Below are 24,847 nucleotides of genomic sequence, written 5' to 3'. Positions count from 1 at the left end.
GTCAGTATTTCGATGGGGAAAGCGGGCTGCATTACAACCGGCACCGGTATTACGACCCACGGCTGGGCAGGTATCTGACACCGGACCCGGTGAAGTTGGCGGGTGGGTTGAATCAGTATCGGTATGTACCGAATCCGACGGGGTGGGTGGATCCGTTGGGGTTGAGTTCCAATTGTCCGCCGCCGAAGAACCAGGGTTGTGAGCTGCCGGGTGGGGTTGGTGGCGCTAAGGTCGATGAGGGTGAACCACAATTACCGGACTTGATTCATGGCGTTGACCCACATTCAGTGAAGCGAACGCATGCAATTATGGGAAAAAAATCAACTAAACACGTCGAAAAAATAAGGGATCAAATGCGAGCAGGCGGCTACGATGTCAGCTATCCCATAGACGTAGCAGAACATCAGGGCAACTTCTATATTCTGGATGGACATCACCGTGCAGCAGCTGCAAAACAAACAGCAACGCCTATAACTATAAAACTGATCACAAACATCAGAGAGCACAAAGGAGAGCTCAATACGATCGAAGAAGTCATTGAATCAGCTAACAATGTCGGACACGACCGATTGGAGCATCACAGAAGAAGATGAAAAAAGACGATAAAAATCTTGGGGATCTGATAACTGACTTTCTTTCAAAAGTTGAAAGTGGAACAGAACTACTACAAAAAAAATTTGGCACTCGGAATATTTTAAGACTTTGGCGGAGCAAGCAAATCGAACGCTGCGGTGAAATAACTGATGAAATTCAGTATGAACTACACGGCATAGGGTGCGCCATTCACTTCCCATCAGAATCAGTGGACTTTGATTATGGTTCGGATAACAGAATCGACGGCTTTGATGTATGGCGCCTTTACATTTACGCTAGCGATAGGCCATCTAAATATAAAAAATACTGCGACAAAAAAACAGTTGAAAAGGAATTTCAAGAATACATCGCATCAGGTCGAATAGAAAAAATGTCGACATCAGATAACCTTTACGTACTCGTCAACCCTGACTTAACTGCCAAATAACAATATTTTTTGTCGGTTTGCTTTCGTCCGCCTTTACGTCTGTTTTACCGACCGTGACGTCGCGAGCAAACCGATCCGAATCAAAGGGCCTGAAGTACAGGCCCCGGATATTTAAATTCAGTGTGCTGCCGTTCTCGACTCTCAAGACAACTTATTGCTCATCCTCATCCTCCTCAGACTCCATATCTGCCTCATCCGAATCATCCAACGGCACCGTCGCATCATCCATCAGCGACCCCGGATCCTCATTCCCCGGATCATTGATATACGGCAGCCCACTCGGGCCTTTCTCTTCCTTGCCTTCAGTTTCGGGAGTCATGGCAAACCTCATGAATTCGGGGGAGTCTATGACGTTCGAAAAGCCCCAGGGCCAATCGTTCCAAAGACTGACCAGCAGAAACGAGAAACCCGGCACACGGCCGGGTTTGTGTTGAATCGTCAATCAATGATGTCGGTTTTTATGTTTGTTCTTATGTTTATGACCACCACCGGAATGAGACTTCCCACCATCGTCACCCAGATTATTGCCGACCGCACCACCCGCCGCGCCACCCAATCCTGCACCGATGGTTGACCCCGCGGAACCACCCAGGCTGTTACCGATCACCGAGCCGCCGGCTGCGCCGAGGCCTCCGCCAATGGCGGCTTCCGTACGATTGCGTTTATTCGCCCCGACGGCACTGCCCGCCGCGCCGCCAACGCCCGCCCCCACAGCCGCGCCTGTACTCCCGCCGAGTTGCCCGCCGACCACGTTGCCCAACGCACCACCCAGCCCGCCCCCTACAGCCGCCGTACCGTCGCCGGCAGCCATTACGCCTTGCGAAACCAGCAATCCGAAAAACAGTGCAGATAATGACAGTCGCATATGAACCTCACAGTTCCCGAATCGGGATAATCCGCCCCAAAGAGGGCCTATGTGAGATTGGAGCCGCCTGCGGAACAAACGTTCACCAACGAAAAAGCCCGATGGGGTGCACCGGGCGTTTAGGTGGAACAGGATTAAACCTATTTCAGGACGAAGACAGACGATCAGTCTCAGTGACGCTTGTGACCTTTCGACAGATTGCTGCCCACCGCACCGCCAGCCGCCCCGCCAAGACCTGCACCGATGGTCGCACCGTTCCTGCCACCGAGGCTGTTGCCGATGATCGAACCGCCGGCCGCACCGACACCGCCGCCAATGGCTGCTTTGGTCCGGCTGCCTTTACGCGCCGCCATTGCACTGCCTGCGGCGCCTGCCACGCCAGCACCAATCGCTGCACCATTGCTGCCGCCCATTTTCTGGCCGACCACATTACCCAGAGCGCCACCCAGGCCACCGCCGAGCGCAGCTGTGCCATCTCCAGCAGCCATCGCACTTTGAGCGACCAGAAGCCCAAGAACCAGAGCAGGCAGTGTTAAACGCATGACAAAAACCTCAAAAAACGCGATGAAAAAATTGGCCGGCATTCAATGCTGTCGGCACGCATTCGGCGCCGATTGGACAGCGATTTCGCAAAAGGTTTTATCGCAGGCAAAAAAAAGCCCGCTGGGGAGACGGGCTGGAGACTTGCTTTCTAACGGATGGCTTCACCCTACTTTGATAGACGTGAAAAGTTTGTGAAAGCATTGCCAAGCCACCCGTCATCTGTAGGAAATTTCCAGCCTACTCGTCAGACGCAAAAAACCCCGCTTGTTGGCGGGGTCGCTCGCTGCAGACTATTTTCGGGCACGAGTCGCGACCCTGGGCAGGAACTTCGCCTTCGGCCCTTTGGGTGCCGTGGACTTGATCTTGCCGATCTGAACCGGATCCTCGCCAAAGCCAGCCTGATAATCGGTCTGGCCGCATCGTACACAATTGTTCAATGGAAACTCAGCACCATCGTCTTCGATATACGGATCAGTCATACCTTCGCCCCTGAGAAATGGGTCGACACCAGCAAAGCGCTTTTGCCTGAAAAAATATCGACCTCCAAGACTTTTGAGACTAGCTGGTCATTCCTGGACTTGCGGTTCAGATCGACCCATGCCCGACGAGCGGCCTACACCCACTGACAACAACTTGAACACGGTGACAGCGAAATCTATCGGCCACCGAGTTTGGGCCGATAATCAGCGCAACTTGACCGCTGTCCCTGTTGCGAACACCACAACCATACCGCCCTTGCCCGCAGGCATGCTGATCTCGAAGTCCACTCCAACCAAAGCGTCCGCCTGCAAGGCACGCGCTCGTTCCTTGATCTCGTCAGTTGCCTGGATACGCGCCTCTTTCAACGCGCGCTCCAGGGTCTGGGAGCGCCCACCAAAAAAATCCCTCATCCCCGCGAACATGTCGCGAATCACGTTTACGCCCTGCACGGATTCGGCACTAACGACATCCAGATAAGCCGTTATCTGACGCCCCTCAATTGAGGGCGTGGTGGTGATAATCATCCGATCAATCCTTGTCATACTTGAAAAAAAGCGATTATCAACTGAGTCGAGCTTGAGCGCTTGCTCTGTTGATCATCACGCCTAATGCTAGGTCACGAGAAAAGTCGCTTGGATCATAACCCCTGCCTTTGCTGCCTCAGAGATATACAAAGCCGAGAACAAACCTAAAGAAGCCGGGCGCCAAGGCACTATCCTAGGTGGTGGGGCCGCTGGTGGCGCGTTGGCTGGACAGAGCATCTCGATGCTATGCGGCCACGCGCTTTCAACTTTGCGCAGGTACTGATCAATCATCGCTTTGGCAGTGGCGCCCTTGCGGCTTGCCCGCTCGATCGCACCAGGCTCATCGAGTTCCGACTTACGCGCCTACGCCTGCGCAGCCTGTTTTCGGGCGAAGGTCTGGCTCTCTTGGTAGACTTGCACCCCATCACGCTTGATGCGGATCTGAGCGGTGTAGCTCACAGACCCATCCGCCAGTTTTCTTGCCCTGATAGCTGCCATATCGAAAGTGGTACGCGTCAGTTTTGAAGTGGTACATCGTACCACCGAGACCTGAAAAACGCCTGAAAACGCCCTAAAACACGCCGAAAACACGTTGAGTAAAATGGTACAGAATCAGAGCCTTAGCCCAGTAAAACCAATGCCTACGCTGTCTCGCCGCTTCAGCGTGGCCCCGATGATGGATTGGACTGACCGCCATTGCCGGTTCTTCCTACGCCTGCTGTCGAAGAACGCCCTGCTCTACACCGAGATGGTCACCACCGGCGCGCTCCTTAACGGCGATCACGAACGTTTCCTCCGTCACAACGAAGCCGAGCATCCGCTGGCGTTGCAGTTGGGCGGTAGCGTTCCGCTGGATCTGGCCGCTTGCGCGCGGATGGCCCAGGAACACGGTTATGACGAGGTGAATCTCAATGTCGGCTGCCCAAGCGATCGTGTGCAGAACAACATGATCGGTGCGTGCCTGATGGGGCATCCGCAACTGGTGGCCGATTGTGTGAAGGCGATGCGCGATGCAGTGTCGATTCCGGTGACGGTGAAACATCGGATCGGGATCAATGGGCGCGACAGTTACGAGCAGTTGTGTGATTTCGTCGGGACGGTGCGGGATGCCGGGTGTACCAGTTTTACAGTGCATGCGCGGATTGCGATTCTGGAGGGGTTATCGCCGAAGGAAAATCGCGACATCCCGCCGTTGCGCTATGACGTTGCCGCGCAGTTGAAGGCGGATTTTCCGGCGTTGGAGATTGTACTGAACGGCGGGATCAAGACGATAGAGGCTTGCCATGAGCATTTGCAGACCTTCGACGGGGTGATGCTAGGGCGTGAGGCTTATCACAATCCGTATTTGCTGGCGGAGGTGGATCAGCAGTTGTTTGCTAGTTCAGCGCCGGTGATCAGCCGCGCTGAGGCGCTGGCGCAGTTGCGGCCTTATATTGCCGAGCATTTGCAAGCCGGGGGCTCGATGCATCACATCACGCGGCATGTGCTGGGCTTGGGCACCGGGTTCCCGGGGGCGCGCAAGTTTCGTCAGTTGTTGTCGGTGGATATTCACAAGGCCAAGGATCCGCTGGCGTTGCTGGATCAGGCGGCGGAGTTGCTTGAAGGCCGTTGATGCCCTCCCCTCAAACTGGCCAGGCGAGCTGATTCGCCTGGCTTGATCCTCATCCCGCCGCTGCCGCCGTCCAGTTCACCCAGCCGAACAGCCACGTTGCCAGTATCAGCAAGCCAAACGCGATCCGATACCAGGCGAACGCGGCGTAGCTGTGGTTGGCGATGAACTTGAGCAGGCCGCGCACGGCGATCATCGCGAAAACAAACGCAGTAACGAAGCCGAGGGCGAAGACTGGCAGGTCACTTTGCTGAAACAGGTCGCGGTACTTGTAGCCAGAGTACACGGCGGCGCCGACCATGGTCGGCATGGCGAGGAAGAACGAGAACTCGGTGGCGGCTTTGCGCGACAGACCGAACAACAGGCCGCCGATGATGGTCGAGCCGGAGCGCGAGGTGCCTGGAATCATCGCCAGGCATTGTACGAAACCGACCTTTAGCGCGTCAGACCAGTGCATGTCGTCGACGTGATCGACACTCACGACGTGATTACGCTGTTCGGCCCACAGCATCACAACACCGCCGACGACCAAAGCCACAGCGACGGTGATGGGGTTGAACAGGTATTGATGGATTTTGTCAGCGAACAATACTCCCAGTACAACGGCGGGGAGAAAGGCGATCAACAAGTTGAGGGTGAAGCGCTGAGCATTACGCTCAGTGGGCAATCCTTTGGCGATGGCGAAGATCTTCGGCCGGAACTCCCAGACGACGGCAAGAATGGCCCCCAGTTGAATAATGATGTTGAAGGCCATCGCACGTTCGCCGCCGAAATCCAGCAAGTCGGCGACGATAATCTGGTGGCCGGTACTTGAGATAGGCAGGAACTCGGTCAGGCCCTCTACCGCACCTAATATCAACACCTGGAAAAGGGTCCAGAAATCCATTAATCCTCCGTCAGAGTGCTCGTGGCGAGCGACCCGTTAAAACTGCACTCAGAAATTGAGTATCGGTATTGAAACAATTGCCGTATCGTCCCATTGCTGAGTAGGCGACGCAGAATATGCCTTATCAAAAGACACACTCAAGCCATGTTAGTAATCGTCCGCGTACGAACTACTCGAAAAATATTCAGGCACTTTAATAGAAAAAGTTTGCCAACCGGGAAAAGTGTGATCAATATCACACTCTCTTCGATGGCTAGATAATGGCAAAAGGACACAGGCCAGTAATGGCCACTGATTCAAAATAGTGGCACAATTTCATATTGCCACCATCTGGCAGCTAGTTCAGCACCTCGAGAAAATCAACTAAAAGCATGGAATGCTTAATTATTGTTATAAAACTCGGGAGCCACGTCTAAAAATCGCGTGAATGTTACCAATTGTCAGTCACAGATGAGAATTAGTGCTTTAACATCCCGATGTCAGCACTTAATTCGAGTCAATGCATGATGCTCTCAGGGAACTTGGCGACTAGAAGTCCGCGCCCGACAAACGACGAACCCGGCGTTCTCACTCTGGGTCGAACCCGTGGCGTGGCTGAACACTTTAGAGCGCTGATCGCCCGGCACATACGAAGCGATATGGCACTGGATGCCAACGCCTACACTAGTTCATATGAGCAGAATGAACACCCTGGTTCGTATCGAGCCATCTTCATTGTCATCGACAGCCCCCAGGCTCTTGAAGAGAATCTTGCGCTGGTGGAGAGCCTGCGCACTGACAACTTGAAACCTATCATTTGTGCGGTCATCACCGGTCGCGGCGCCTTCAACAAGATCAAGTATTTTCTAGCCGGGGCGGACTTTTGTATCAAGGTCAACACTCCTTGCGACGATGGCGCCGAGTCACTTGGCGAATTCTTCAACAGTGAAGAATGGCAAAGAGAAGTCAATCTGACACTCGACCCCACTCGTATCTGCCTGATGGATACCAGCAAGAAGCTGGATATTTCTTTCGCTGAAATGAAGATCCTGGAAGCCTTTGCGCAAACCAGTAATCACATCCTCAGCCACGATGAAATCGCCGATATCATGGGGCTCAATACCAATTTCTACGATCCCAGGGCGCTGGAAAAATCAATCAGCCGCTTGCGTGGAAAAATCAAGGACATGTATGGTACGAACGCGATTCAGAGCATCCGCGGCTACGGCTATCGCCTGATGCGCGGTCTGATATCGACTGCCTGACTCAAGGGCACCCTCCCTTTTGCATACTTACGAAGGATCGTCTGATGCAACCATATAGCTCTAGTTATACCTCACGCCTACTAATAACAAAGCGCTTGAATGAGCACGCCAACATAATAATAAATTCAACAACATAGCAGCAGATCGAGTGGAATTCATCGAGAGCTATCATTGGGCCCAGACCCTGCCTATCGATTACTTCCAAGGAAGTCATTGCTCGCCTGCCGATTTATCTTTTAGCCATTTTTGGTGTGTATTTAGGAGAGAGACATGGAAACTAGTACAACCCTCCCAAGAAAATATTTTGTTGTCGTGACTCACAGTACAAGTTCTCAGCGTGAACTTGAGAGCATGCTGTCCAGCAAGCGCTTCAATTCGTTTGGTACGTCTCAGGCACAAATGTTTATTGAAGGTGCTACTTCGCCCTCTTCCGCCCCCATGCTGATGGAGTTCACCTACGCAAACGGCACCCGAAGAAACGTCGCCCGCACGATTGAACATGACACACAGCGAATATTGGCCACTCTTGAGTCCGAATGGCTGGCTGCACAGTCGGCGAATCCATTTCACAGCGTTCCGGCAAACACGCCTCCAGTCATCATGGACGACACGCCTTGCAGCGAAACCTGGCATCTTGATGATGATCAGGGCGCACTGAGCAAAGAAGGCGTCGAAATCAGTCTGACTGGCCTGGAAACAGCATTGGTCAAGAAAATGCTTAACCATGAAGAGCGTGTTGTCAGTCGCGATGACCTGATCCTCAGCATCGGCCGAGAGCCGGAGCAGTATCGCGGCCTGGAGATGTGCCTGAGTCGCCTGCAAGACAAATTCAAAAGCGCCAGCAAGGGTGAGCGATTGTTCCGTGCCGTAAGAAATCGCGGTTATTGCCTCATCCAGGAAATCGTCGCGTAAACACGGCGACCGCTCCATACAAAGCAAACAGATAACAGTGCGATTACAAAAACAAGAAGAGCACTCTGTTTGACTTTACCTCCCTTCGCCAAATAAGACATCCCTGCCTCCACCCGACAACAGTAACAAAAACGACATCACCTATTCACCCCCTCCTCCACGACCTTTTCTAACACCCCTCTATTTAATTATTAAAGAGTTGGCACTATGCCACCTTGTTAGAACTCGTCAGACACCATCCCCGACAATAACTTAGTCTATTGATTGACGACAGTTCGGCCTATCGACGTTGTTACCTCAGGACACTCGTTAAAACAAAAACAATAACTCTGACTAACAACTCGGTTTTCAACTGTTGAAACCTGAATGGACGTCTTTTGGGGATATCGTATGGATCTTTCTCTTAGTATCAATCGAAGCGCAGGCCTCAAAGGACTGACCTTTTGGGGCCAATGGGCGCTGGCACAGGGCTTTGTTGTAACGCTGTTGTTCATGCTCGCTGAACAGCACACCGGTACCGTGGCGTTCTACTACCGAATGTGCGCAACGCTGGCGGTATTGGCCTCGGTCCCGGCTTACACGTTTAGCGGCGTTTATCGCAAACGCGACAATTACCTGACCGGGTTGGGTCGGCTGTTGATGGGCTGGTCCATGACCATGGCGGCGCTGGCCTTCATCGCCTTTGTCTGCAAGGCCGATGAACTCTTCTCACGACAGGTGATTCTGAGTTGGGCGGTGTATGGCTTCCTGGGTCAGGCACTGCTGTACGCGCCGCTGCATGCGTTTTCGAAGTTCTATCAGCGCTCACGTAAAAGCGAGCACAAGACCCTGATTGTAGGAACAGGCGAACTGGCACTGGGCTTGGCGAAGAAGCTCAACCAACTGGAGAACCTGCCGTTGGTGGGTCTGGTCAGCAACGGTGATCTGCCGGCCCTGGACTCGGACGCACCGCGCATCGTCGGCGCTCAGGAAGAGTTGCTGACGCTGATCGAGGCCCATGACATCCGCCGCTTGTACATCACGCTGCCGCTGTGCGAAGCGGCGAAAATCGAAGCGATGTATGTCGATTTGCTGGGGGCCAACGTGGACGTTGTCTGGGTGCCGGATCTGAACAGCCTGACGCTGCTCAATCACTCGGTGAAAGTCGTGGACGGTCTGCCGGCGATCTACCTGAACGAGAGCCCGCTGACCAGCCGCCCGACGGCGGCCCTGAGCAAAAGTCTGATGGAGAAAAGTGTGGCGCTGCTGGCCATCATCCTGCTGAGTCCGGTGCTACTGGTCATTGCGCTGGCGGTCAAACTCAACTCGCCCGGCCCGGTGTTCTTCAAGCAGGATCGCCATGGCTGGAACGGCAAGGTGATCAAGGTCTGGAAGTTCCGCTCGATGCGTATGCACGATGACCATGAAGTGAAACAGGCCAGCCGTAACGACTCGCGTATTACGGCGGTCGGCCGCTTTATCCGTCGCACATCGCTGGACGAGTTGCCGCAATTGTTCAACGTGCTGCAAGGGCATATGGCCCTGGTGGGGCCGCGTCCCCATGCTGTCGCGCACAACCATTTTTACTCGGGGAAGATCCTTGCCTACATGGCGCGTCACCGGATTAAACCGGGGATCACCGGGCTTGCTCAAATCAGCGGCTGCCGAGGCGAGACGGACACCATCGACAAGATGCAAAAGCGTGTTGAGATCGACCTGCAATACATCAATAGCTGGTCATTGTGGCTGGATCTGAAGATCCTGGTGAAGACACCGTTTACACTGCTGTCGAAGGATATTTACTGAGGTTGAAGGCTTAACACCGCGAGGGGACGAAAGTCCCCTTTTTTGTGCCTGTTGTTTTTTTTGGGGGGGGCAGGCGACATCGATGTTGAATGTGCCGACGCCTTCGCGAGCAAGCCCGCTCCCACAGGGATTCTCGGCGGGCAGCGGGGTTGGGGTTCGGCAGATAACACGGTGGGAGCGTGGCTTGCCCGCGATGGCGGTGGGTCAGGCAACATTAATGCTGGATGTGCCGACGCCGTCGCGAGCAAGCCTGCTCCACAGGGGTTCCCACCGGTTTAGCGAGGGTTACTCGGTGATCTTCTCGAAGTTGCGATAGAACATGTCCCCTTCCCGGCTATCGGTCATTGAGTGCAATTGATAGCTGCGATTGAGCCTTGCGCCACCGTCACGAGTCAGTGGCGCCCACACCAGGTTGGCGCGGCGCATGGTGGACATGCTCATCATTTCGTCGAACGGAATGGACAGGTAGATGCCTTTGTCGAAGCTACCTTCACCGTACTCGGCACTGCCGGCGGTGGTGATCGTCGCCCAGGCCCCAAAGCGTACGCCGTTGAAAAACTCACGCGAGATGTCCAGCGTGCCGCCCCAGTCGCCGGCCAGGTATCGGCCGACGCTGACGGCCGCCAGCGTGTCGTAGGGCAGGTCGGTGTAGCCCGTGATGTGCCCGGTCACTACCGAGTAGTCACGCAGCGCGAAGCCCTGATCAAAATCGCGCTGACGCACGTAGTTGAGATCCGCTCCCACCGACCAACGCTCACCCGTCGGACGGAACAGTACTTCCCCGCCAACCCCGGCAAACATCGACTCCAGATACCCGCCGTACACCATGCCATACAGGTCTTTATCCAACTGTTCGGCATGGCTGACCTGGAACAACGGCATGGTCACTTCGGAGGTGGTCAGGTATTGACGTAAATCCGTGCGCACGCGCGGCAAGCCGCTCGGCGCATCGTAGGAAAACTTGTCGAAGTTGTTCGCCAGGTTGGCGCTGAGCAGGCCGCTCCACCAGGTGTTGCGGTTGAAGCGGTATTCGGCGTCCGCATCGGCACTGAACTGATAGAGCAAACCATCGGGGCCGCCAACGTTCTGTTTGAAGCCCAATCCAACGCCATAACTGAAGTGCTGCGGTGCTTCGGTGTAGAGAGTCTTCTCGTTGCGCGGCATCGCCGGGTTGATCTCGGTGGTGCGGTGCAACGACTCCAGCGGCTCTTCGTTGTTGATCACTTCACGGAAGGTCTGGCGCGGTACGCTGGTTTCTTCCAGCGGCAGGTCGTAGCGTTTGTTGACCAGGGTGAACCAGTCGATGTCGTCGTTGACGCTGTTGTCGAGAACCCGGCTCGCACGGCCGACCGCCTTGGACGAATGGAAGTAGCGCTGTTGCTCGCCATACACGATCAACTCGCGATCGCGCTGGCTGATGCGCTCGACCTTATAGCCGGCATTCTGCTGCAGGCGTTGCGACACGTCGGCCCAATTGACCTGTTCCATCGACGTGGTCGGCATTTTTGCCGGCAACGGCTCTGGAGTGGGATCGTACGTTTTGGCCGGGGCTTTGCGGCTGACGAAATTGGTGTGGAACGTCACGCCAAACATCGCTGTATTACCACGCTCCCACGCTGCACTGAGGTCGATCGAATCGGTGACCTTGAACACCGCACCGAGGTTGATCGGCGAGTCCTGTTTGATCACGTTGTCCTTCGGTTCGCTTTTGTAATCGTTGCCTTCGTATTCGAGTTTCAGGCTGAGGCGATCCCAGGGCGTCTGGTAGCTCACGCCGCCAAAAAGCGAGGGGCTGCCGCGAAAGTACGAACCGGCGTTGACGTCACCAGTACCTTCAGTTGCCGGGCGGGTTTTGAAACGGTCATCGGCGTAGCCCAACGGGTTGTCGAAGTCGCCGCGATTGCCGATATAGCCCCACGCGATACCGGCGCTGAAATCGAAGTTGTCGTAGCGCTTGTTGGCGACGAAAAACTCACTGGAGAACAAACCCGTACCCCCGATATCCCGGAAGCCCAGCGCCACTTCGGGCGCCCAATGACTCTCCTGCCACAGCCGGACCTTGGCGTCGACCGCCTTATCCTTATAGCTCTGGCTGCCACTCAGCGCCTCGGAGCCGTATGGCCGGTTGGTGATTGCGGTGTAGCGAAAGGAACCTTCGAGCCAATCGAGCGGCTGCAACGAAACGCTGTAGCGGCTGTAAGGCTCGGTGCGGTTGGCGTTGACGCTCAACTCGCCGGCCGGCGCCATGCGCGCCGTCGGCGTTTGCAACAGCCCCGTGCCACCGAAGTCATTCTGGGTAATGCGCGGCTCGGCATGAACCAACCCGCATGGCAATAACAACACAGCTGCAAACCGTAAATTCAACGAACCACCTCAACCAACTGCGTGGCAATCAATTCAGCCAACTGCTGATTCAGCTCAGGAACAGGCGGATCAAGATCATCATTTTTTACCGGTACAAAAATCTTGCTGCCGGCAACGGGAAGCTGGCCGCTTTCGCGATTCCAGTGGGCAATGCCAACGCGCCGCGAAGTGCCGTTGGGCTGGATCAGCCACAGATAGTCGGCCTCGGCGTCGGCCAGAATCGTGCAGTCTTGCAGGTAGTCGCGAGCCTCCTGCAAGGGCTGATACGGCAAGTGGCAAGGCTCGGCGACTGCACCAAGCACTTCAACTTCGTCGACCCGCTTCGGGTAGATCAGCCGATCACCGTTGTCGAGACGAATGTTGCGCGCAAAGCCAACTTCCAATGCCACCGGATCAAGATCGGCGATCTGCCGGCCAGTGACCGGCATCTGCCGAACGTCCTCGATCAACCGCGCAGCCAGCGCTGCGCGACCCGGTCGATCGAAGAGCAAGGCCATACGCCGCAACACATCCAGATCAAACAGCACACCGGCCTTGAGCCGCGCCTGCTCTTGCAGCAGTGACTGACGCAGCAGCACACCCGCCAGCCAATAACCCTCGGCATTGGGCACGGCCTCGTTGATCACATCGAGCAAGCGCCCATTCGCCGGCAACTCGACCGGCCCGGGATTGGCGACATCGCCACTGACGGTGACGGCGGCGTGGCTCATTGCGCTGATCAACATCAGACTCGCCGATAACATACCGAGCCGCTTCACGGGATGTGCCTGCGGTCAGGCGTCAGTTGCACAATCTTCACGCGTAACTGCGAGGTCAGTTGTTGCTCGCTCTGCATAATGAAACCGTCACGCGGATCGACCCAATAACGATTGGTCGCCCGCAGGCCGATGGCCGGGGCATCAATCTGCTCATCGACACGCAGCACGGTGTAGTCCTTATCAAGAATTCTGAGGGTTTGCGTGGATCGGCGGGAGAAGCGGCTGTTGACGATGACGCCGACCTCCTGGCCTTTGTAGAGGTCGATCCAGCGCCGCGTGGTGTAGCCGTCCGCAACCTGATGCAGGCCTTGTTTGAACGGCGAATCGTCGGACTGACGCATGCCATCCAGATCGCCCTCCAGGCCCAGGCCAACGCTGCGCACGGCGAGGCCGTTACGAAGCAGCAACACCTGCTTGCCGGAGGCGACCCAGAACTGCAGATCCTCACGCTCGCGCACCAGCGCCAGCACCCCGGAGCCGGACGGCGTGGTCAGTTTGAGTTGCGGATAATTGACCCCGGCCACTTCGGCCGCCGACACGTCCACTTCATCCGGGCCGATGACCGCCGCTTTGAGGTTGTTCAACGAAGCGCTCATCAACGGGTTGCAGCCACACAACAACGTGGCCGCTATCAGGCAGACGCCCACTTTCAAGGTGTTCACAGTCGGCGGCCTTATTTGGTGTTGCTACTGTATTCGCTCCAGTTCTTCGCAGCGGAAGCGCCCGTACCGACAATCGATGCCGATGGCACCAATTGGCTGATGAAGCGGTTCCAGCGAGTCACGTTGGCAGGTCCGACATAAACAACATCCTGAGGACGCACCTGGAAGTGCGAAGCGAGCGCCATGGCGGTCGGCGATTGGGCCTCCAACTGGTAGATCTTCGCCGGCTCGACATCGAGGTTTTCCACCCCGCGAATGACGTAAACCGCGTTGCCGTTGGAGGTGGTTTGACTCAAGCCTCCGACCGAGCCGAGCACGTCCGAGAGGTTCATGGTCGAGGTCTTGAAGCTCAGTGCACGGGGCTGATTGACCTCTCCCATGACGTAGATGCGCTTGTTGTCGTTGTACGGCAGATAAAGCTTATCGCCACCCTTGAGGTAGACGTTCTGCAACTCGGAATCCGGCTGGTTGAGCGAGTCGAGATTGAGCGGATACGTTTGCCCATGGCGCGTCAGCAACAGGCCGGACAAGTCAGCGTTGCTGGTGTCGATGCCGGCTGAGCCGAGGGCCTCGACCACACTCAGTGGAGTGGTGGAAATCGCTTGTGGGCCGGCCTTGGTCACCGCGCCGGTCACCACGACTTTCTGGCTGGCGAAACGCAACACCGCGACATCCACTTGCGGCTCGGCGATGAAGGCCGACAGCCGCTGTTCGATGTCTGAGCGCAGTTGCTGAATGGTTCGCCCGGCGGCCTGGACTTCCTTGATGTAGGGGTAATAAAGCGTGCCATCGGAACGCACCAGACGGCCATTGGCGTCGATCTGTTGTTGCGCGCCGGACGGGGCCGTCAGCTCTGGGTGATCCCACACCGTGATGTACAAGACATCGTTGTTGCCGATGAGGTACTCGGACGGCGTTGCCAACAGTGCCGCCGGCACCGGCTCACGCTTTTGCGTGGCGCGGTTCATGGCAATCAGTTTGGGGGTGATCGGAATCAGCTCGACCCGGCTACTTTCACTGGCCCCTTGGCGGGTGATGTCACCGGTGCTCAGGTATTGGCCGGGGGAAAACATGCAACCTTGCAAAGCGAGACTTGCCAACATTAAAAGAGAAAAACTACGAGTCATAATGGCACTACGCTATTCAAGGGCGAATCCAAAAACAAAGTCACCCGACTTACGTCGGGCGACCTTGTACTGCACTAACAAATGTTCCTGTTAGTTGTGCGTGCCGGTGGTACCGGTGGTACCCGTCGTACCGGTGGTACCGCCGTTGGCACTGCCACCGCTGTTGGACGCCGCTACAGCACTGGCAACCATTGCAGTACTGGCTGCAGGCGCTTGAGAAGCCGCTACATTGCCACCTACATTGGTTACCGCTGTCAGCGGCGCTTCAGCGGCGGCTGCCCAGTTGCTCAACATCGTCAACAGGGCAATTGCCATCACTTTTTTCATATCAACTCCTTTCTAACATTCAACCTGATCGAAATCGGGTGTGTGCTAGAGGTGGTAGAGTTCAAGTCCGCAAAAAGCGCGAACAAGATCCGTTGTTCTTTCACAGTCTTACCCAACTGATAAAAGTCGAACGGCAGGTTTATATCTACGGACTTGCAATAAGCATTGCCAGTGTAATTTCCCGACGTTATCTAACAACCTGACTGAAAATAACATTGGGTTAAATAGCCATCATCGCAAGTAACCCTTGGGATGATTCGATTGCCAGCGCCAAGTGTCGGTGACCATGTCCTGCAAGTTGCGCGTGGCTTTCCAGCCCAGTTCTCTCGCCGCCTTGGAGGCATCGGCCCAGCTCTCGGCAATATCGCCCGAGCGACGCGGCATGACCCGATACGGAACGGGCTGCCCGCTCGCCTGCTCGAAGGCGTGCAGCACTTGCAGCACGCTGTAACCGTCACCAGTGCCCAGGTTCCAGGTATGAATGCCGGTGCGCCCGGTGATGGACTGCAAGGCCTTCAAATGCCCGTCCGCCAGATCGACGACATGGATGTAGTCGCGCACGCCCGTGCCGTCGACGGTGGGGTAATCGTCGCCGAAGATCGACAACTCTTGCAGGCTACCGACCGCCACCTGGCTGATGTAGGGCAGCAGATTGTTGGGGATGCCGCTGGGGTCCTCGCCCATATGGCCGCTGTCGTGGGCGCCGATCGGGTTGAAGTAACGCAACAGGGCGATGCTCCAGCGCGGCTCGGACTGACACAGGTCGCGCAGCACGTTCTCGACGATCAGCTTGGATTGGCCGTAGGGATTGGTCGGATTGCCGGTGGGGAAATCTTCGCGGATCGGCATTTGCTCAGGCTCGCCATACACCGTGGCCGATGAGCTGAACACCAGGTTAAACACCCCCGCCGCTGCCATCGCCTGGCACAGCGTGATGCTGCCGCTGACGTTGGTTTCGTAATACGCAAGCGGCTTGCGCACGCTCTCGCCCACCGCCTTGAGCCCGGCAAAATGCAGCACGGCCTCGATCGCGTGCTCGCGGAAAATCCGGTCGAGCAAGGCTCTGTCACAGACATCGCCTCGAATCATCCAGGCACTTTTGCCGCAGATGGCTTCTATCGCATGCAACGCCGCTTCACTGCTGTTGCACAGATTATCCAGCACGACAACTTCATAACCTGCTTCAAGCAGCGCAAGTGTGGTGTGCGAGCCAATATAGCCGGCACCACCGGTTACCAGAATTTTCATAGCGCGGTCCGTTATTGAATAAGTGCCAAGTAGCGTGTCAAGCCTCATTGTTGGATTTTGTGTGGTACACCACACAAACAAGGCGACAACAACCGAAAACAAAACTGGTTCAATGACTGGCAATAAATATCTTTGCAGGTCACACTCTATTGCCCGGTACTTATTAGCACTGCAAGTGTGCTTGTCACTATCAACAGATACCGACTAAAAATAACTAATAACGCGCTGACCGACATCTCATAACATTGCCATGTTTTACCCCCTCGATTCATTGCCATTAACAACCTGACTCAGGTATTAAAGTAGACCTTCAATCATCATTGAAACTTGCAGCCATTTGTTATGGCCTGCCATCGTCGCCTGTGTTCCATGACTGTCCAGGATACTTTTATGATTCGTAAATGTTTGTTCCCCGCTGCCGGCTATGGCACGCGTTTCTTGCCGGCCACTAAAGCGATGCCCAAGGAAATGTTGCCGATCGTCAACAAGCCGTTGATCGAGTACGCCGTTGAAGAAGCGCGGGACGCCGGTCTGCAACACATGGCCATCGTTACTGGCCGCGGCAAGCGCGCGCTGGAAGACCACTTCGACATCAGCTACGAACTCGAACACCAGATTCGCGGCACCGAGAAGGAAAAATTCCTCGCCGGCACCCGAGCGCTGATCGACACCTGCACCTTCTCCTACACCCGCCAGGTGGAAATGAAGGGCCTGGGCCACGCGATTCTCAGCGGTCGGCCACTGATCGGCGACGAACCGTTCGCCGTGGTACTGGCCGATGACTTGTGCCTGAACCTGGAAGGTGACGGCGTACTCAGCCAGATGATCCGGCTCTACAAAAAATTCCGCTGCTCGATCGTCGCCATCCAGGAAGTCCCGGCCGACCAGACGCACAAATACGGCGTGATCGCCGGTGAGTTGATTTCCGATGGCATCTACCGGGTCAACAACATGGTGGAGAAACCTGCGCCGCAGGACGCCCCCTCGAACCTGGCGATCATCGGCCGCTACATTCTGACACCGGACATCTTCGACCTGATCGCCGACACCCAGCCAGGCAAAGGTGGCGAGATCCAGATCACCGACGCGTTGATGAAACAGGCGCAGAACGGTTGCGTGCTGGCCTACAAATTCAAGGGTTTGCGCTTTGACTGCGGCGACGCCGAAGGGTATCTGCAGGCGACCAACTTCTGCTATGAAAACGTGTACCTCAAGGGCCGCTGAACCGGCCACATCCCCCGCCCACTCTCCACTTCAGGCAGACAACCATGAACATTGCACAACATTCGGCAGACATTGAACGAGAAGTGGGCAACCAAGGGGTGATGAGCTGGTTGTCACGCCATCAGCCATTGCCCAGCGCCAATGAGTCGTGGCTGGGCACGATTTTGCTGGTTGAGCGCATCGGCATGTTTCCTTCGTCCGGTGATATTCGCCGGTCGATGTCCGATCCCTATCCCCTGCTCGCGCATTTGAAAAGCATCTATGGTGAGCAGGCACTGGAGATGGATGACCGCGATGGCCTGAAAGTGATACTCAGCGACTGGCGCTTTCGCGTACGCATCTGCTGCAACGATCCAGGGATCATCATCAACGTGGAAACCCGTTGTGATACGCGGTTGATGCCGCAGAAAACCGCCGAACTGTTGAGTCAGTTGGATGCGTTCGAAAAAGCTTGAACACACAACGTTTCAAGCTGATCAAAGTGGGTTACAGGGCAGGTGTTTCGTTGCAGCTGCCTTCCCTGCCACCCACGATCCAGCGGTAGAAATAATCGGCAATCACCTTGCCGCCCGTGGCGGGCTGCGGATGGATCCTGTCCGGGCCGATCATCGTAGCGGCGTAGCGTCTGACGTCGGCGCCGAACGCACATTGCAGGTTGGCGTAACCCAGATGCTGTTCCCGTGCCCAAGGCGCTAAAACCTGTGCGTAAGCCGACATCGGATAGGCACTGGAGCGCGTGGTGTCCTGCCGCATGATCAGGTTGATGCTCGCCGCCGGTTGAATCTCGCGGATCATCCCCACCAGGCCCTGAACGTTCTGCAGATACTGCGCAGGCGTCACGCCAAAGCCCTGATCGTTGCCACCGAGCATGATCAGGTAAATATCGGCAGGGATCTTCGCCACCACGGCTTTCCACTGCATCTGCCACTGTGGATCGCGGTGATAGAAATCGGCGGACGCTGCGCCGGACGCCGCCAGTTTGGAGACGCGAATGCCGTTCTGATCGTTGCTCATCCAGACGCCGAACAGCGTGGGCGCGCCTTTCACCACTTCCAGTTTGAATGCCCAATCAGCCGCGGCCGGTGTGCCCGGCAATGGCACCTCCTGAACCCCGACACCTGCGAGCGTCAAGGGTCGCCAGTTCTCGGATGGCGTCCAGCGGTAGCGGATTTCACTGGATTGACCGTTGCCGAGGTAAAGCAACTTTGCCTGAGTAATCACGGTGTCGATGGCCGGTGTCGGGCGGGCGTCTATTTGCAGCCATGAACCGGGCCGACCGGTGAGGGTGCGGCTATCCGGGCTGGCCTGACCGAGGCCAGACACCCGCCAGTCACCACCAAAGTACTTTTCACTGCGGCGGGTGTATTTGAAATGCGTGCCGCCCAGTGCTGCGCCATGGTTGAAACCAACGTAGCCAGGCCCGGCGAAACCGACCTCCCCGGCTACTCGCTGCACCAGTTTGTTCAGATAGAAATCCTGCCCGGCGCTGTAGCTGTCGCCGATCACCGAGACCGACAACACTTTGCCGGCCTGGCCTTCTCGCCACTTTGCAAAGCGCTCGCGCGCATCACCGACCTCTATCACCGACGCCGCAACAGGCTGGCCGTCATCGACTGCAACCATGGATCAATTCCTTCAGTCTGAGATGCCCGCGAAGCTTCTAGCGATTGATCTGCGCAACCGGTGCGATGGTCGCCACCGGTTTCTTCACCGCCGCCCGCTCACCCAAAAACAGCACAGACGTGAAGTTGAATCGACTGAAAACCAGCGACAGCACCACCGGCCCCAGCAAGCCACACGCAACGCCGCCGAGTACCAGAAGGCTTTCATCCTTCACGCCCAACCGTCCCAGTACGAACCGCGACGTGGCGGCGAACAGCACATGGAACAGGAAAATCGCATAGGAATAGCCGCCCAACCACGTCAGCCACTTCGAGCGCATGTCACTCGACAACAGTGCCAAGCAAGAGACGCAGCCCACGGTCAACCCGATCAGGCTGCGACGGTCGACGATCAACGCCCGGTCCTCCGCCGCCACGTACAGCAAGGCCAGCGAAATCAGCACGAACACCAGCGGGCCGATCACCTTGAATGTCTGCTTCAACTGGCTGACGTTTGCCTGACCAATCATCCCCGCCACAAAAAACGGCAACAGGTAAAGGGCGCCATTGATGCCGAAGGCATCGAACGTGAACGGCGGCAGCAAAAACACCGCCGCCGCGAAAGCAAACAGCAGGTACAAGCGCGTTGCCGAACGCAGCAAGCCACGCCACTCCAGCAAGCCGACGAACATGAAAATGATGAACACCGCCTGCAGGAACCAGAAGTGGTTGATCGGCACCCAGAACGACAACAACGCGTCTATCACGCCGACGTCCTTGTTCACCCCAGGCCCCACCGCTTGCAATACCGAGAACGGTACGCCCACGCAGAACAACGGCACGATCAGCCGCCGCACCTTACCGGCGAAGAACGCGGAAAAGTCATTGCCGCGAATTTTGTAGAGGGCGTAGATGTATCCGGAAATGAAGGTGAACAGCGGCATGCGCACATACACCATCGAGTCGGCGATCACTCGAAACGGCGAGCCGATGTCTATTTTCAAACCACCGCCCAACGGACCGATGACGTGATAGAGCACCAACAGCAGGCATGCCAGGCCGCGCAGGGTTTCGATCTCCAGGGACTTTTTCTTGCTCGACATAAAGCACCTGCCTCAATTCAGAATTCTTGATTCGACCTGCACGGGTTTGTTGGCCCGCAGCATCAATCCCAGACCGACAAACAGCACCGGCACCACCATGGAGAAGTGCCGGGCGAAGGAACCGAAGTCCGGTTCGAACAGGCCCTGCACCAGCAAAAACGCCAGGGGTATCGCGATCAGCTCCTTGGGTTTGGTCTGGATCGGCGCACCTTTGTAGTCGGTCGAAGTGATGACTTTGAACAGCAGCAGCGCGGTCATGATCATCAATGCGACGAAGATCACCTGCCCCGGTCCGGACAACAGAATCAACTCCACCGGGAACGACAGCCGGAAGAAGATGATCATCGAGTCCAGCGCCTGCGAGACGAAGTCACCGCCACTGAGCCAGGACACGATCAACGATTTCGACCCCTCCTCGCCCGCCGTGCGCAACTCGTTGTTGCTGGCACGGATCGACGACACCGGAAACCCGAGCGCCACCTGAATGGCCATGGCGACGGCCAGGTAGAACAGGAACAGCATCAGGAAAAAAGTGAAGCGCGAGACGTACTTCTTCATCACGCAGACGCCGACCCAGGACAGCGAAAACAGAATCCAGTAGGGCCGGATCAGCACGCCGTAGATCACCGCCGACAGAAAAAACCCGCCACGGTATTTGCGCGTCAACGAGCTGAGCAAAATACTCAACACGGCCACCGACACGATGATTTCCTTGGTCAGGTTTTCCAGGAAAAACGAGCGAACGATGCCCCACAGACACAGGGTGCCGAAAATCGCCAGCGGCATGCGCCGGAACACCACCACCGGAATCGCCGTGAGGAAAAAATTGCAGAACATCCCGTAGGCCCAGGCGTTGGTCAGGTTGATCCCGGTGGGCCGCAGCAGGAACGCCGAACATTCGTAGGACGAACGATCCGGCGAGAACGGGTTCCAGAAATTGCAGTTGTCGGCACGGGCGTAGGACGACCACAACGTCATCGCATCCGGCCCCGGATCGCGGGGGATCAGCAGCGGCATGGCCACCGACAGAAACAACCCGGTGAACAAAATCAGGAACGAGATCGACGAATCGAGTTTCTTGCCACGAAACTCGATGCACGGCAGCTTCAGGCCCATGACAGCGCGGCCTTTTTCGCCCGGGTCACACGGGTCAACACGGCAATGACGCCGAGCTGAACGATGACCGCAAAGACGTTGCCCCACGCGGCGCCGTAGATCGAATAGTGCTTGATCAGCACGTAGCTGACCGGCACCGAAATCAACAGGCAAATGGCTGCACTGAGCAGTGATACGCGGCTGTTCTTCGAAGCGATCAAACCACCCCAGACGATGTCGCCAATGGCGCGCAACGCAAAGGAAAAAATCAGTACGCCGAGGATCGCGTTGTCTGGACGCGGCACAGGGGTGGCGACGTAATCGAGCACCACGTTAAAGAACAGATAAATCGCCACCGCGACCGCCGCAGACACCAGCAGCGAGCGCATCACCCATTTGTTCACGAACAATTGCTTGACCGTGAACGGCTGTTGATCGGCCTGAAACCGCTTGGCCAGTACCGGAATGCCCACCACCGCCACCACCGCGTAAGACAGAGCCTGCAAGGTGTTGGCCGCCGACCACGCGTACACGTATTTACCGAGGCTGGCGTAGGGTTCCAGATCAATGATCAGAAAGCGTTCGGCGTACTGACTCAACGCGATCAATCCGGTGCCGAGATAAAACGGCAACCCGGCCTTCCACACGGTTGCCGTGGCTAGCGTGCCGCTCGTCCGGCCTTTGTGAACGTTCACCACTATCAGGTAACCGGCGACGATCACCAGCACGTTGGCGGCAACCCACAGCCACAACACACTGACAATCCCCGAGATCCAGCCGAGCATCATCCCGCCCACCGCCAAAACCGCCCACAGCCCGGTTTTGATGAAAAACAGCAGCGCGCCCGCCGTGGCTTTCTGCGCGGAAAACACGAAGGCGTTGAGTTCAAACGACAGGTGTTCAGTGAGCAACACCAGCGTCACGCAGAGGATCAGCGCGCTCGTCGCCTCGACCTGCTGGTACAGTGAATAAATCCCCACGGTCACCAGCGACAACACCAGCCCCACCGCCAGATACAGCAGCAAGACATTGTCGACGACCCGGCGCGAACTGCCACCCACGCTGATCAACCGATTGATCTCGGAACTGAAACCGACGCTGTAGAACTTCGACGCGATCAACGAGGCCGCCACGACCACGCCGTAAAAACCCAACGCCTCGTAACCGAGGAAATGGGTGATGGCCAGCACCAGCAAAAACTTCGCGCCCAATGCTCCGCCGCGAAGCAGTAGCCGAAATATCATCGAACGACACCTTTGATGATGTCGTCCATGGCCACGGTTTTCGCCTCGATCTCGCGGCAGGTGTCAGTCAGGCGCTTGCCAAAATTCGCCAGTGCGTTCGGCGCGTAAACCGTGTCGAGGATGGTGTCGACATTGATGTCGCCACCGTTGATCACCCAGTCTTCCACGCCCATGTCCTGATAGGCGCCAAAGCCTTTGCGCTCGTAGCTGATGTGATACGCCGGAACGCCGCTGAGCAGCGATTCGATGGCGCCATGCAAACGCACGGAGATCACCAGATCCGGCTGATATTTGGCCAGCGTCGCCTTCAAGGGCAGCAGGTCTTCGGTAATGCCCAGTTCGCGATAAAACGCGCCGTCATCGTTGCCGCGAACGGCGCTCTGGACGGCGCAGACGACCTTGCTTTTGCCCTTCAACCGCTGCAGCAACAACTTCAGGTTGGCCACGTAGGCGATTTTCTTTTCCTTGCTCCACTGCGGCGGCTTGCGCAGCACCACGCAGACGGTTGCCGGCGACGACGCGCAACGGGTGAATTTCGGCTGCTGCAGGATTTTGCTGGCCAATGACTGCACCGCCAGATCCGGCGCGCGGTACACGTTTGCACAGGCGTCGAACATCGCCGAGGAGCGGTTGTCGCGCACGAACACCGCATCGGCGCTGGCGTAGTGCTCGACGATCTTGCGGCTCTCGCCATGGAAGGGCCCGATGCTTTGCGGCAGATAAATCGAAGGGACGTTACTGAGGATCGCGGTTTCCAGTTGCTTGGCGTGGCCCAGTTTCAACTTGATGTGCTCGAAGGCACTTTTGGAGCGCATGTAGCCACCGCCGACGCCGACAATCAGATCGGTTTTCTTCAGCAGGTCAGCAAGGCCTGCGTAAGACTGATTGAGGAACACAGCTTGCTTGACCCGCCCCAATCCCTTGGCCGCCATCACTGGCGCGTCAAAACGCGGGTGTGGCAGGTAGCTGAAGGACTCGGGATCGGAGGCCACGACACTGATCGCCGTGTCGTCGCCAAAATTGCGCTGCACCAGGGCAATCGCCAGATCCACGAGCAGGCCGTCACCGGAGTTGGACGCACTGTAGCCATGCAAAATCGTTACGTTCATAAGCTGAGTTCTACTTAATAAGTGGGGGCGCAATACACGTCGTAGGTCTGGCGGATCATCAACGTGGCGCTGAAGCGCTCACGCACGATGTTGCGACCTTCGTTGCCGAGGTCGAGCAATCGGGGCTTCTGGATTTTCCCCAGCACATCGGCCAGGGCCTGGTGATCTCCGGTCGGGAAGACGTAACCGGACACCTCGTTGGTAACCAGTTCGGGCAGTGACGTGCAGTTACTGGCAATCACCGGCAAGCCCATGGCCATGCCTTCCAGCGGCACCATGGCAAACCCTTCCCAGCGACTGGGCACAATCAGCGCATCGGCTTTCTGGTAGAGCGCCTGAACTTCGCTGGGCGTGACCCAAGGCAGGTATTCAACGGCGTCCATCGGTGGGCATTCGACCGAATCTTCATTAACCGCACTGCCGACCACCGTCAGTTTCAAATCGCTGCGTTGCACCTTGGCGAAGGCCTTGAGTAATACGTCGAAGCCTTTTTGGTAGTCGAGACGGCCAACAAACAGCAGATGAATCGGCTCCGGACTATCGACTTTCGGTACTTCGTCGCGTTGATGAATGCCGTTGTAGATCAGCGTCATGCGCTTGCGCTCGATGCCAAATTTCGCGGCGCTATCCAGCTCGTACTGGCTCACGCAAATGATCACGTCGGTGACCTTCTGCAGCACGCGCTCAATCCACGCATAGGCCTTCTGCTTGATTGGCGAACTTTCCATCAGGAACGAAAAGGCGTGCGGGCAGTAAACGATTTTCGGCTTGCGCCATGGCCTCAACAGCACGCACACGCAACGGCCGATCACCCCGGAAAAAGTGCTGTGCAAATGCACCACGTCGGGTTTTTCCTTGAGCATCACCTGGGCCAGACGCCAGGCGAAACGCAGCAGCGACGACACATTGCGTCCGGTTCGGGCGAAGGTGCGAATCTGAGGCGCGGGAATGCCGTGCAATTCTTTTTCCTGATCCTGCGGGACCAGGTAAACCCGTTGGTAGTTCGCCGCGTCGCCTTCGGGCGATGCCGAGATCGTCCGAATGACGGTCGCGACGCCACCTTTGATCGTCTCTGCTACGTGCAGTATTTTCTTCACAACTCACCCACTTCAAACA

26 protein-coding genes and 1 pseudogene are annotated in these 24,847 nt (G+C 56.6%); 8 read left to right on the top strand and 19 right to left on the bottom strand.

Going from position 1 to position 24,847, the window contains the following annotated elements; all coding sequences use genetic code 11:
• Positions 1-593 (top strand): RHS repeat-associated core and ParB domain-containing protein (locus AACY18_RS23070; protein WP_339466214.1); only part of this gene is annotated, 593 nt, incomplete at its 5' end.
• On the top strand, positions 590-1,021 hold the full coding sequence (locus tag AACY18_RS23065) for a DUF6896 domain-containing protein (RefSeq protein ID WP_339433338.1): 432 nt from the start codon (positions 590-592) through the stop codon (positions 1,019-1,021). The genes AACY18_RS23070 and AACY18_RS23065, both read left to right, overlap by 4 nt.
• 151 nt (positions 1,022-1,172) lie before the next feature.
• On the opposite strand, the gene AACY18_RS23060 is transcribed toward AACY18_RS23065, so the two are convergent.
• From AACY18_RS23060 to AACY18_RS23035, 6 genes and pseudogenes are all read right to left on the bottom strand, one after another.
• The gene (locus AACY18_RS23060) at positions 1,173-1,340 is read right to left on the bottom strand and encodes a hypothetical protein (RefSeq protein ID WP_339433339.1); all 168 of its coding nucleotides are present in this window, start codon (positions 1,338-1,340) and stop codon (positions 1,173-1,175) included.
• Positions 1,341-1,463: 123 nt separating this feature from the next.
• Entirely contained in the window at positions 1,464-1,886 is a 423-nt protein-coding gene (locus tag AACY18_RS23055; protein WP_339433340.1) for a glycine zipper domain-containing protein, read from the bottom strand.
• Positions 1,887-2,056: 170 nt separating this feature from the next.
• Entirely contained in the window at positions 2,057-2,428 is a 372-nt protein-coding gene (locus tag AACY18_RS23050) for a glycine zipper domain-containing protein (protein ID WP_339433341.1), read from the bottom strand.
• A 291-nt stretch (positions 2,429-2,719) separates the two neighbouring features.
• Positions 2,720-2,908 carry a hypothetical protein gene (locus AACY18_RS23045; protein ID WP_339466213.1) on the bottom strand — a complete coding sequence of 63 codons (189 nt, stop codon included), beginning with the start codon at positions 2,906-2,908 and terminating at the stop codon, positions 2,720-2,722.
• A gap of 204 nt (positions 2,909-3,112) precedes the next feature.
• Complete coding sequence (locus tag AACY18_RS23040) at positions 3,113-3,433, bottom strand: YbjQ family protein (RefSeq protein ID WP_221734375.1); 321 nt, start codon at positions 3,431-3,433, stop codon at positions 3,113-3,115.
• 249 nt (positions 3,434-3,682) lie between these two features.
• A pseudogene (locus tag AACY18_RS23035) lies at positions 3,683-3,931 on the bottom strand (site-specific integrase); the annotation flags it as partial.
• A 139-nt stretch (positions 3,932-4,070) separates the two neighbouring features.
• Between AACY18_RS23035 and dusA the strand changes: the two are divergent.
• A complete protein-coding gene (gene dusA, locus AACY18_RS23030; RefSeq protein ID WP_339466212.1) occupies positions 4,071-5,045 on the top strand; it encodes a tRNA dihydrouridine(20/20a) synthase DusA in 975 nt (324 codons plus the stop codon).
• Positions 5,046-5,094: 49 nt separating this feature from the next.
• Here the strand turns inward: dusA and AACY18_RS23025 are convergent, their stop codons facing one another.
• Entirely contained in the window at positions 5,095-5,928 is an 834-nt protein-coding gene (locus AACY18_RS23025) for an undecaprenyl-diphosphate phosphatase (protein WP_339466211.1), read from the bottom strand.
• 503 nt (positions 5,929-6,431) lie between these two features.
• Here AACY18_RS23025 and AACY18_RS23020 point away from each other — a divergent pair.
• The 3 genes from AACY18_RS23020 to AACY18_RS23010 all read left to right on the top strand — a co-directional run bounded on the left by AACY18_RS23020 (position 6,432) and on the right by AACY18_RS23010 (position 9,869).
• The gene (locus tag AACY18_RS23020; RefSeq protein WP_339433345.1) at positions 6,432-7,172 is read left to right on the top strand and encodes a winged helix-turn-helix domain-containing protein; all 741 of its coding nucleotides are present in this window, start codon (positions 6,432-6,434) and stop codon (positions 7,170-7,172) included.
• 270 nt (positions 7,173-7,442) lie between these two features.
• The gene (locus AACY18_RS23015) at positions 7,443-8,084 is read left to right on the top strand and encodes a winged helix-turn-helix domain-containing protein (protein WP_339433346.1); all 642 of its coding nucleotides are present in this window, start codon (positions 7,443-7,445) and stop codon (positions 8,082-8,084) included.
• 390 nt (positions 8,085-8,474) lie between these two features.
• Complete coding sequence (locus AACY18_RS23010; protein WP_339433347.1) at positions 8,475-9,869, top strand: undecaprenyl-phosphate glucose phosphotransferase; 1,395 nt, start codon at positions 8,475-8,477, stop codon at positions 9,867-9,869.
• Positions 9,870-10,154: 285 nt separating this feature from the next.
• Here the strand turns inward: AACY18_RS23010 and AACY18_RS23005 are convergent, their stop codons facing one another.
• The 6 genes from AACY18_RS23005 to galE all read right to left on the bottom strand — a co-directional run bounded on the left by AACY18_RS23005 (position 10,155) and on the right by galE (position 16,355).
• Positions 10,155-12,233, bottom strand: a complete 2,079-nt coding sequence (locus AACY18_RS23005) for a YjbH domain-containing protein (protein WP_339433348.1) — start codon at positions 12,231-12,233, stop codon at positions 10,155-10,157.
• Positions 12,230-12,991 (bottom strand): capsule biosynthesis GfcC family protein, encoded by a 762-nt coding sequence (locus AACY18_RS23000; RefSeq protein ID WP_401160224.1) that lies wholly within the window; start codon positions 12,989-12,991, stop codon positions 12,230-12,232. The genes AACY18_RS23005 and AACY18_RS23000 overlap by 4 nt, the downstream gene beginning before the upstream one ends.
• Positions 12,988-13,653 carry a YjbF family lipoprotein gene (locus tag AACY18_RS22995; RefSeq protein WP_339433350.1) on the bottom strand — a complete coding sequence of 222 codons (666 nt, stop codon included), beginning with the start codon at positions 13,651-13,653 and terminating at the stop codon, positions 12,988-12,990. Before AACY18_RS22995 ends, AACY18_RS23000 begins: the two co-directional genes overlap by 4 nt.
• An 11-nt stretch (positions 13,654-13,664) precedes the next feature.
• Positions 13,665-14,726: a polysaccharide biosynthesis/export family protein gene (locus AACY18_RS22990; protein ID WP_339466209.1), complete on the bottom strand. Its 1,062-nt coding sequence runs from the start codon at positions 14,724-14,726 to the stop codon at positions 13,665-13,667.
• 144 nt (positions 14,727-14,870) lie between these two features.
• Positions 14,871-15,107 (bottom strand): hypothetical protein, encoded by a 237-nt coding sequence (locus AACY18_RS22985; protein ID WP_129394762.1) that lies wholly within the window; start codon positions 15,105-15,107, stop codon positions 14,871-14,873.
• Between the two features lie 231 nt (positions 15,108-15,338).
• Positions 15,339-16,355, bottom strand: coding sequence for a UDP-glucose 4-epimerase GalE (gene galE / locus AACY18_RS22980; protein WP_339433352.1), 1,017 nt, complete (start codon positions 16,353-16,355; stop codon positions 15,339-15,341).
• Between the two features lie 390 nt (positions 16,356-16,745).
• Between galE and galU the strand changes: the two genes are divergently transcribed.
• Together galU and AACY18_RS22970 are read left to right on the top strand one after the other, a co-directional pair.
• A complete protein-coding gene (galU, locus tag AACY18_RS22975; protein WP_339433353.1) occupies positions 16,746-17,579 on the top strand; it encodes a UTP--glucose-1-phosphate uridylyltransferase GalU in 834 nt (277 codons plus the stop codon).
• A gap of 44 nt (positions 17,580-17,623) precedes the next feature.
• Positions 17,624-18,034 (top strand): mannose-1-phosphate guanylyltransferase, encoded by a 411-nt coding sequence (locus AACY18_RS22970; protein ID WP_339433354.1) that lies wholly within the window; start codon positions 17,624-17,626, stop codon positions 18,032-18,034.
• Positions 18,035-18,065: 31 nt separating this feature from the next.
• Here AACY18_RS22970 and AACY18_RS22965 read toward each other — a convergent pair whose 3' ends face one another.
• The 6 genes from AACY18_RS22965 to AACY18_RS22940 are packed head-to-tail and all read right to left on the bottom strand — an operon-like array spanning position 18,066 to position 24,828.
• The gene (locus tag AACY18_RS22965; protein WP_339466207.1) at positions 18,066-19,202 is read right to left on the bottom strand and encodes an SGNH/GDSL hydrolase family protein; all 1,137 of its coding nucleotides are present in this window, start codon (positions 19,200-19,202) and stop codon (positions 18,066-18,068) included.
• A gap of 37 nt (positions 19,203-19,239) precedes the next feature.
• Positions 19,240-20,283, bottom strand: coding sequence for an acyltransferase family protein (locus tag AACY18_RS22960; RefSeq protein ID WP_339433356.1), 1,044 nt, complete (start codon positions 20,281-20,283; stop codon positions 19,240-19,242).
• Between the two features lie 12 nt (positions 20,284-20,295).
• Positions 20,296-21,399 carry a hypothetical protein gene (locus AACY18_RS22955; RefSeq protein WP_339433357.1) on the bottom strand — a complete coding sequence of 368 codons (1,104 nt, stop codon included), beginning with the start codon at positions 21,397-21,399 and terminating at the stop codon, positions 20,296-20,298.
• Positions 21,390-22,622 (bottom strand): polysaccharide biosynthesis C-terminal domain-containing protein, encoded by a 1,233-nt coding sequence (locus tag AACY18_RS22950; RefSeq protein WP_339466206.1) that lies wholly within the window; start codon positions 22,620-22,622, stop codon positions 21,390-21,392. The genes AACY18_RS22955 and AACY18_RS22950 overlap by 10 nt, the downstream gene beginning before the upstream one ends.
• Positions 22,619-23,731, bottom strand: a complete 1,113-nt coding sequence (locus tag AACY18_RS22945; protein WP_339433359.1) for a polysaccharide pyruvyl transferase family protein — start codon at positions 23,729-23,731, stop codon at positions 22,619-22,621. Before AACY18_RS22945 ends, AACY18_RS22950 begins: the two co-directional genes overlap by 4 nt.
• A gap of 14 nt (positions 23,732-23,745) precedes the next feature.
• Entirely contained in the window at positions 23,746-24,828 is a 1,083-nt protein-coding gene (locus tag AACY18_RS22940) for a glycosyltransferase (RefSeq protein ID WP_339466205.1), read from the bottom strand.
• Positions 24,829-24,847 lie beyond the last annotated feature (19 nt).

Origin of the sequence: Pseudomonas sp. EA_65y_Pfl2_P74, assembly GCF_963970575.1 — a bacterium.
GTDB classification, from domain to species: domain Bacteria; phylum Pseudomonadota; class Gammaproteobacteria; order Pseudomonadales; family Pseudomonadaceae; genus Aquipseudomonas; species Aquipseudomonas baetica_A.
The sequence above is the reverse complement of the archived record's forward strand: the minus strand, read 5'-3'. Positions and strand labels throughout refer to the sequence as shown.

Coding starts and splice junctions, on each gene's coding strand:
- AACY18_RS23065 (WP_339433338.1), top strand. CDS start 590: ATGAAAAAAGACGATAAAAATCTTGGGGATCTGATAACTGACTTTCTT.
- AACY18_RS23060 (WP_339433339.1), bottom strand. CDS start 1,340: ATGACTCCCGAAACTGAAGGCAAGGAAGAGAAAGGCCCGAGTGGGCTG.
- AACY18_RS23055 (WP_339433340.1), bottom strand. CDS start 1,886: ATGCGACTGTCATTATCTGCACTGTTTTTCGGATTGCTGGTTTCGCAA.
- AACY18_RS23050 (WP_339433341.1), bottom strand. CDS start 2,428: ATGCGTTTAACACTGCCTGCTCTGGTTCTTGGGCTTCTGGTCGCTCAA.
- AACY18_RS23045 (WP_339466213.1), bottom strand. CDS start 2,908: ATGACTGATCCGTATATCGAAGACGATGGTGCTGAGTTTCCATTGAAC.
- AACY18_RS23040 (WP_221734375.1), bottom strand. CDS start 3,433: ATGATTATCACCACCACGCCCTCAATTGAGGGGCGTCAGATAACGGCT.
- dusA (WP_339466212.1), top strand. CDS start 4,071: ATGCCTACGCTGTCTCGCCGCTTCAGCGTGGCCCCGATGATGGATTGG.
- AACY18_RS23025 (WP_339466211.1), bottom strand. CDS start 5,928: ATGGATTTCTGGACCCTTTTCCAGGTGTTGATATTAGGTGCGGTAGAG.
- AACY18_RS23020 (WP_339433345.1), top strand. CDS start 6,432: ATGATGCTCTCAGGGAACTTGGCGACTAGAAGTCCGCGCCCGACAAAC.
- AACY18_RS23015 (WP_339433346.1), top strand. CDS start 7,443: ATGGAAACTAGTACAACCCTCCCAAGAAAATATTTTGTTGTCGTGACT.
- AACY18_RS23010 (WP_339433347.1), top strand. CDS start 8,475: ATGGATCTTTCTCTTAGTATCAATCGAAGCGCAGGCCTCAAAGGACTG.
- AACY18_RS22990 (WP_339466209.1), bottom strand. CDS start 14,726: ATGTTTTCCCCCGGCCAATACCTGAGCACCGGTGACATCACCCGCCAA.
- AACY18_RS22985 (WP_129394762.1), bottom strand. CDS start 15,107: ATGAAAAAAGTGATGGCAATTGCCCTGTTGACGATGTTGAGCAACTGG.
- galE (WP_339433352.1), bottom strand. CDS start 16,355: ATGAAAATTCTGGTAACCGGTGGTGCCGGCTATATTGGCTCGCACACC.
- galU (WP_339433353.1), top strand. CDS start 16,746: ATGATTCGTAAATGTTTGTTCCCCGCTGCCGGCTATGGCACGCGTTTC.
- AACY18_RS22970 (WP_339433354.1), top strand. CDS start 17,624: ATGAACATTGCACAACATTCGGCAGACATTGAACGAGAAGTGGGCAAC.
- AACY18_RS22965 (WP_339466207.1), bottom strand. CDS start 19,202: ATGGTTGCAGTCGATGACGGCCAGCCTGTTGCGGCGTCGGTGATAGAG.
- AACY18_RS22960 (WP_339433356.1), bottom strand. CDS start 20,283: ATGTCGAGCAAGAAAAAGTCCCTGGAGATCGAAACCCTGCGCGGCCTG.
- AACY18_RS22955 (WP_339433357.1), bottom strand. CDS start 21,399: ATGGGCCTGAAGCTGCCGTGCATCGAGTTTCGTGGCAAGAAACTCGAT.
- AACY18_RS22950 (WP_339466206.1), bottom strand. CDS start 22,622: ATGATATTTCGGCTACTGCTTCGCGGCGGAGCATTGGGCGCGAAGTTT.
- AACY18_RS22945 (WP_339433359.1), bottom strand. CDS start 23,731: ATGAACGTAACGATTTTGCATGGCTACAGTGCGTCCAACTCCGGTGAC.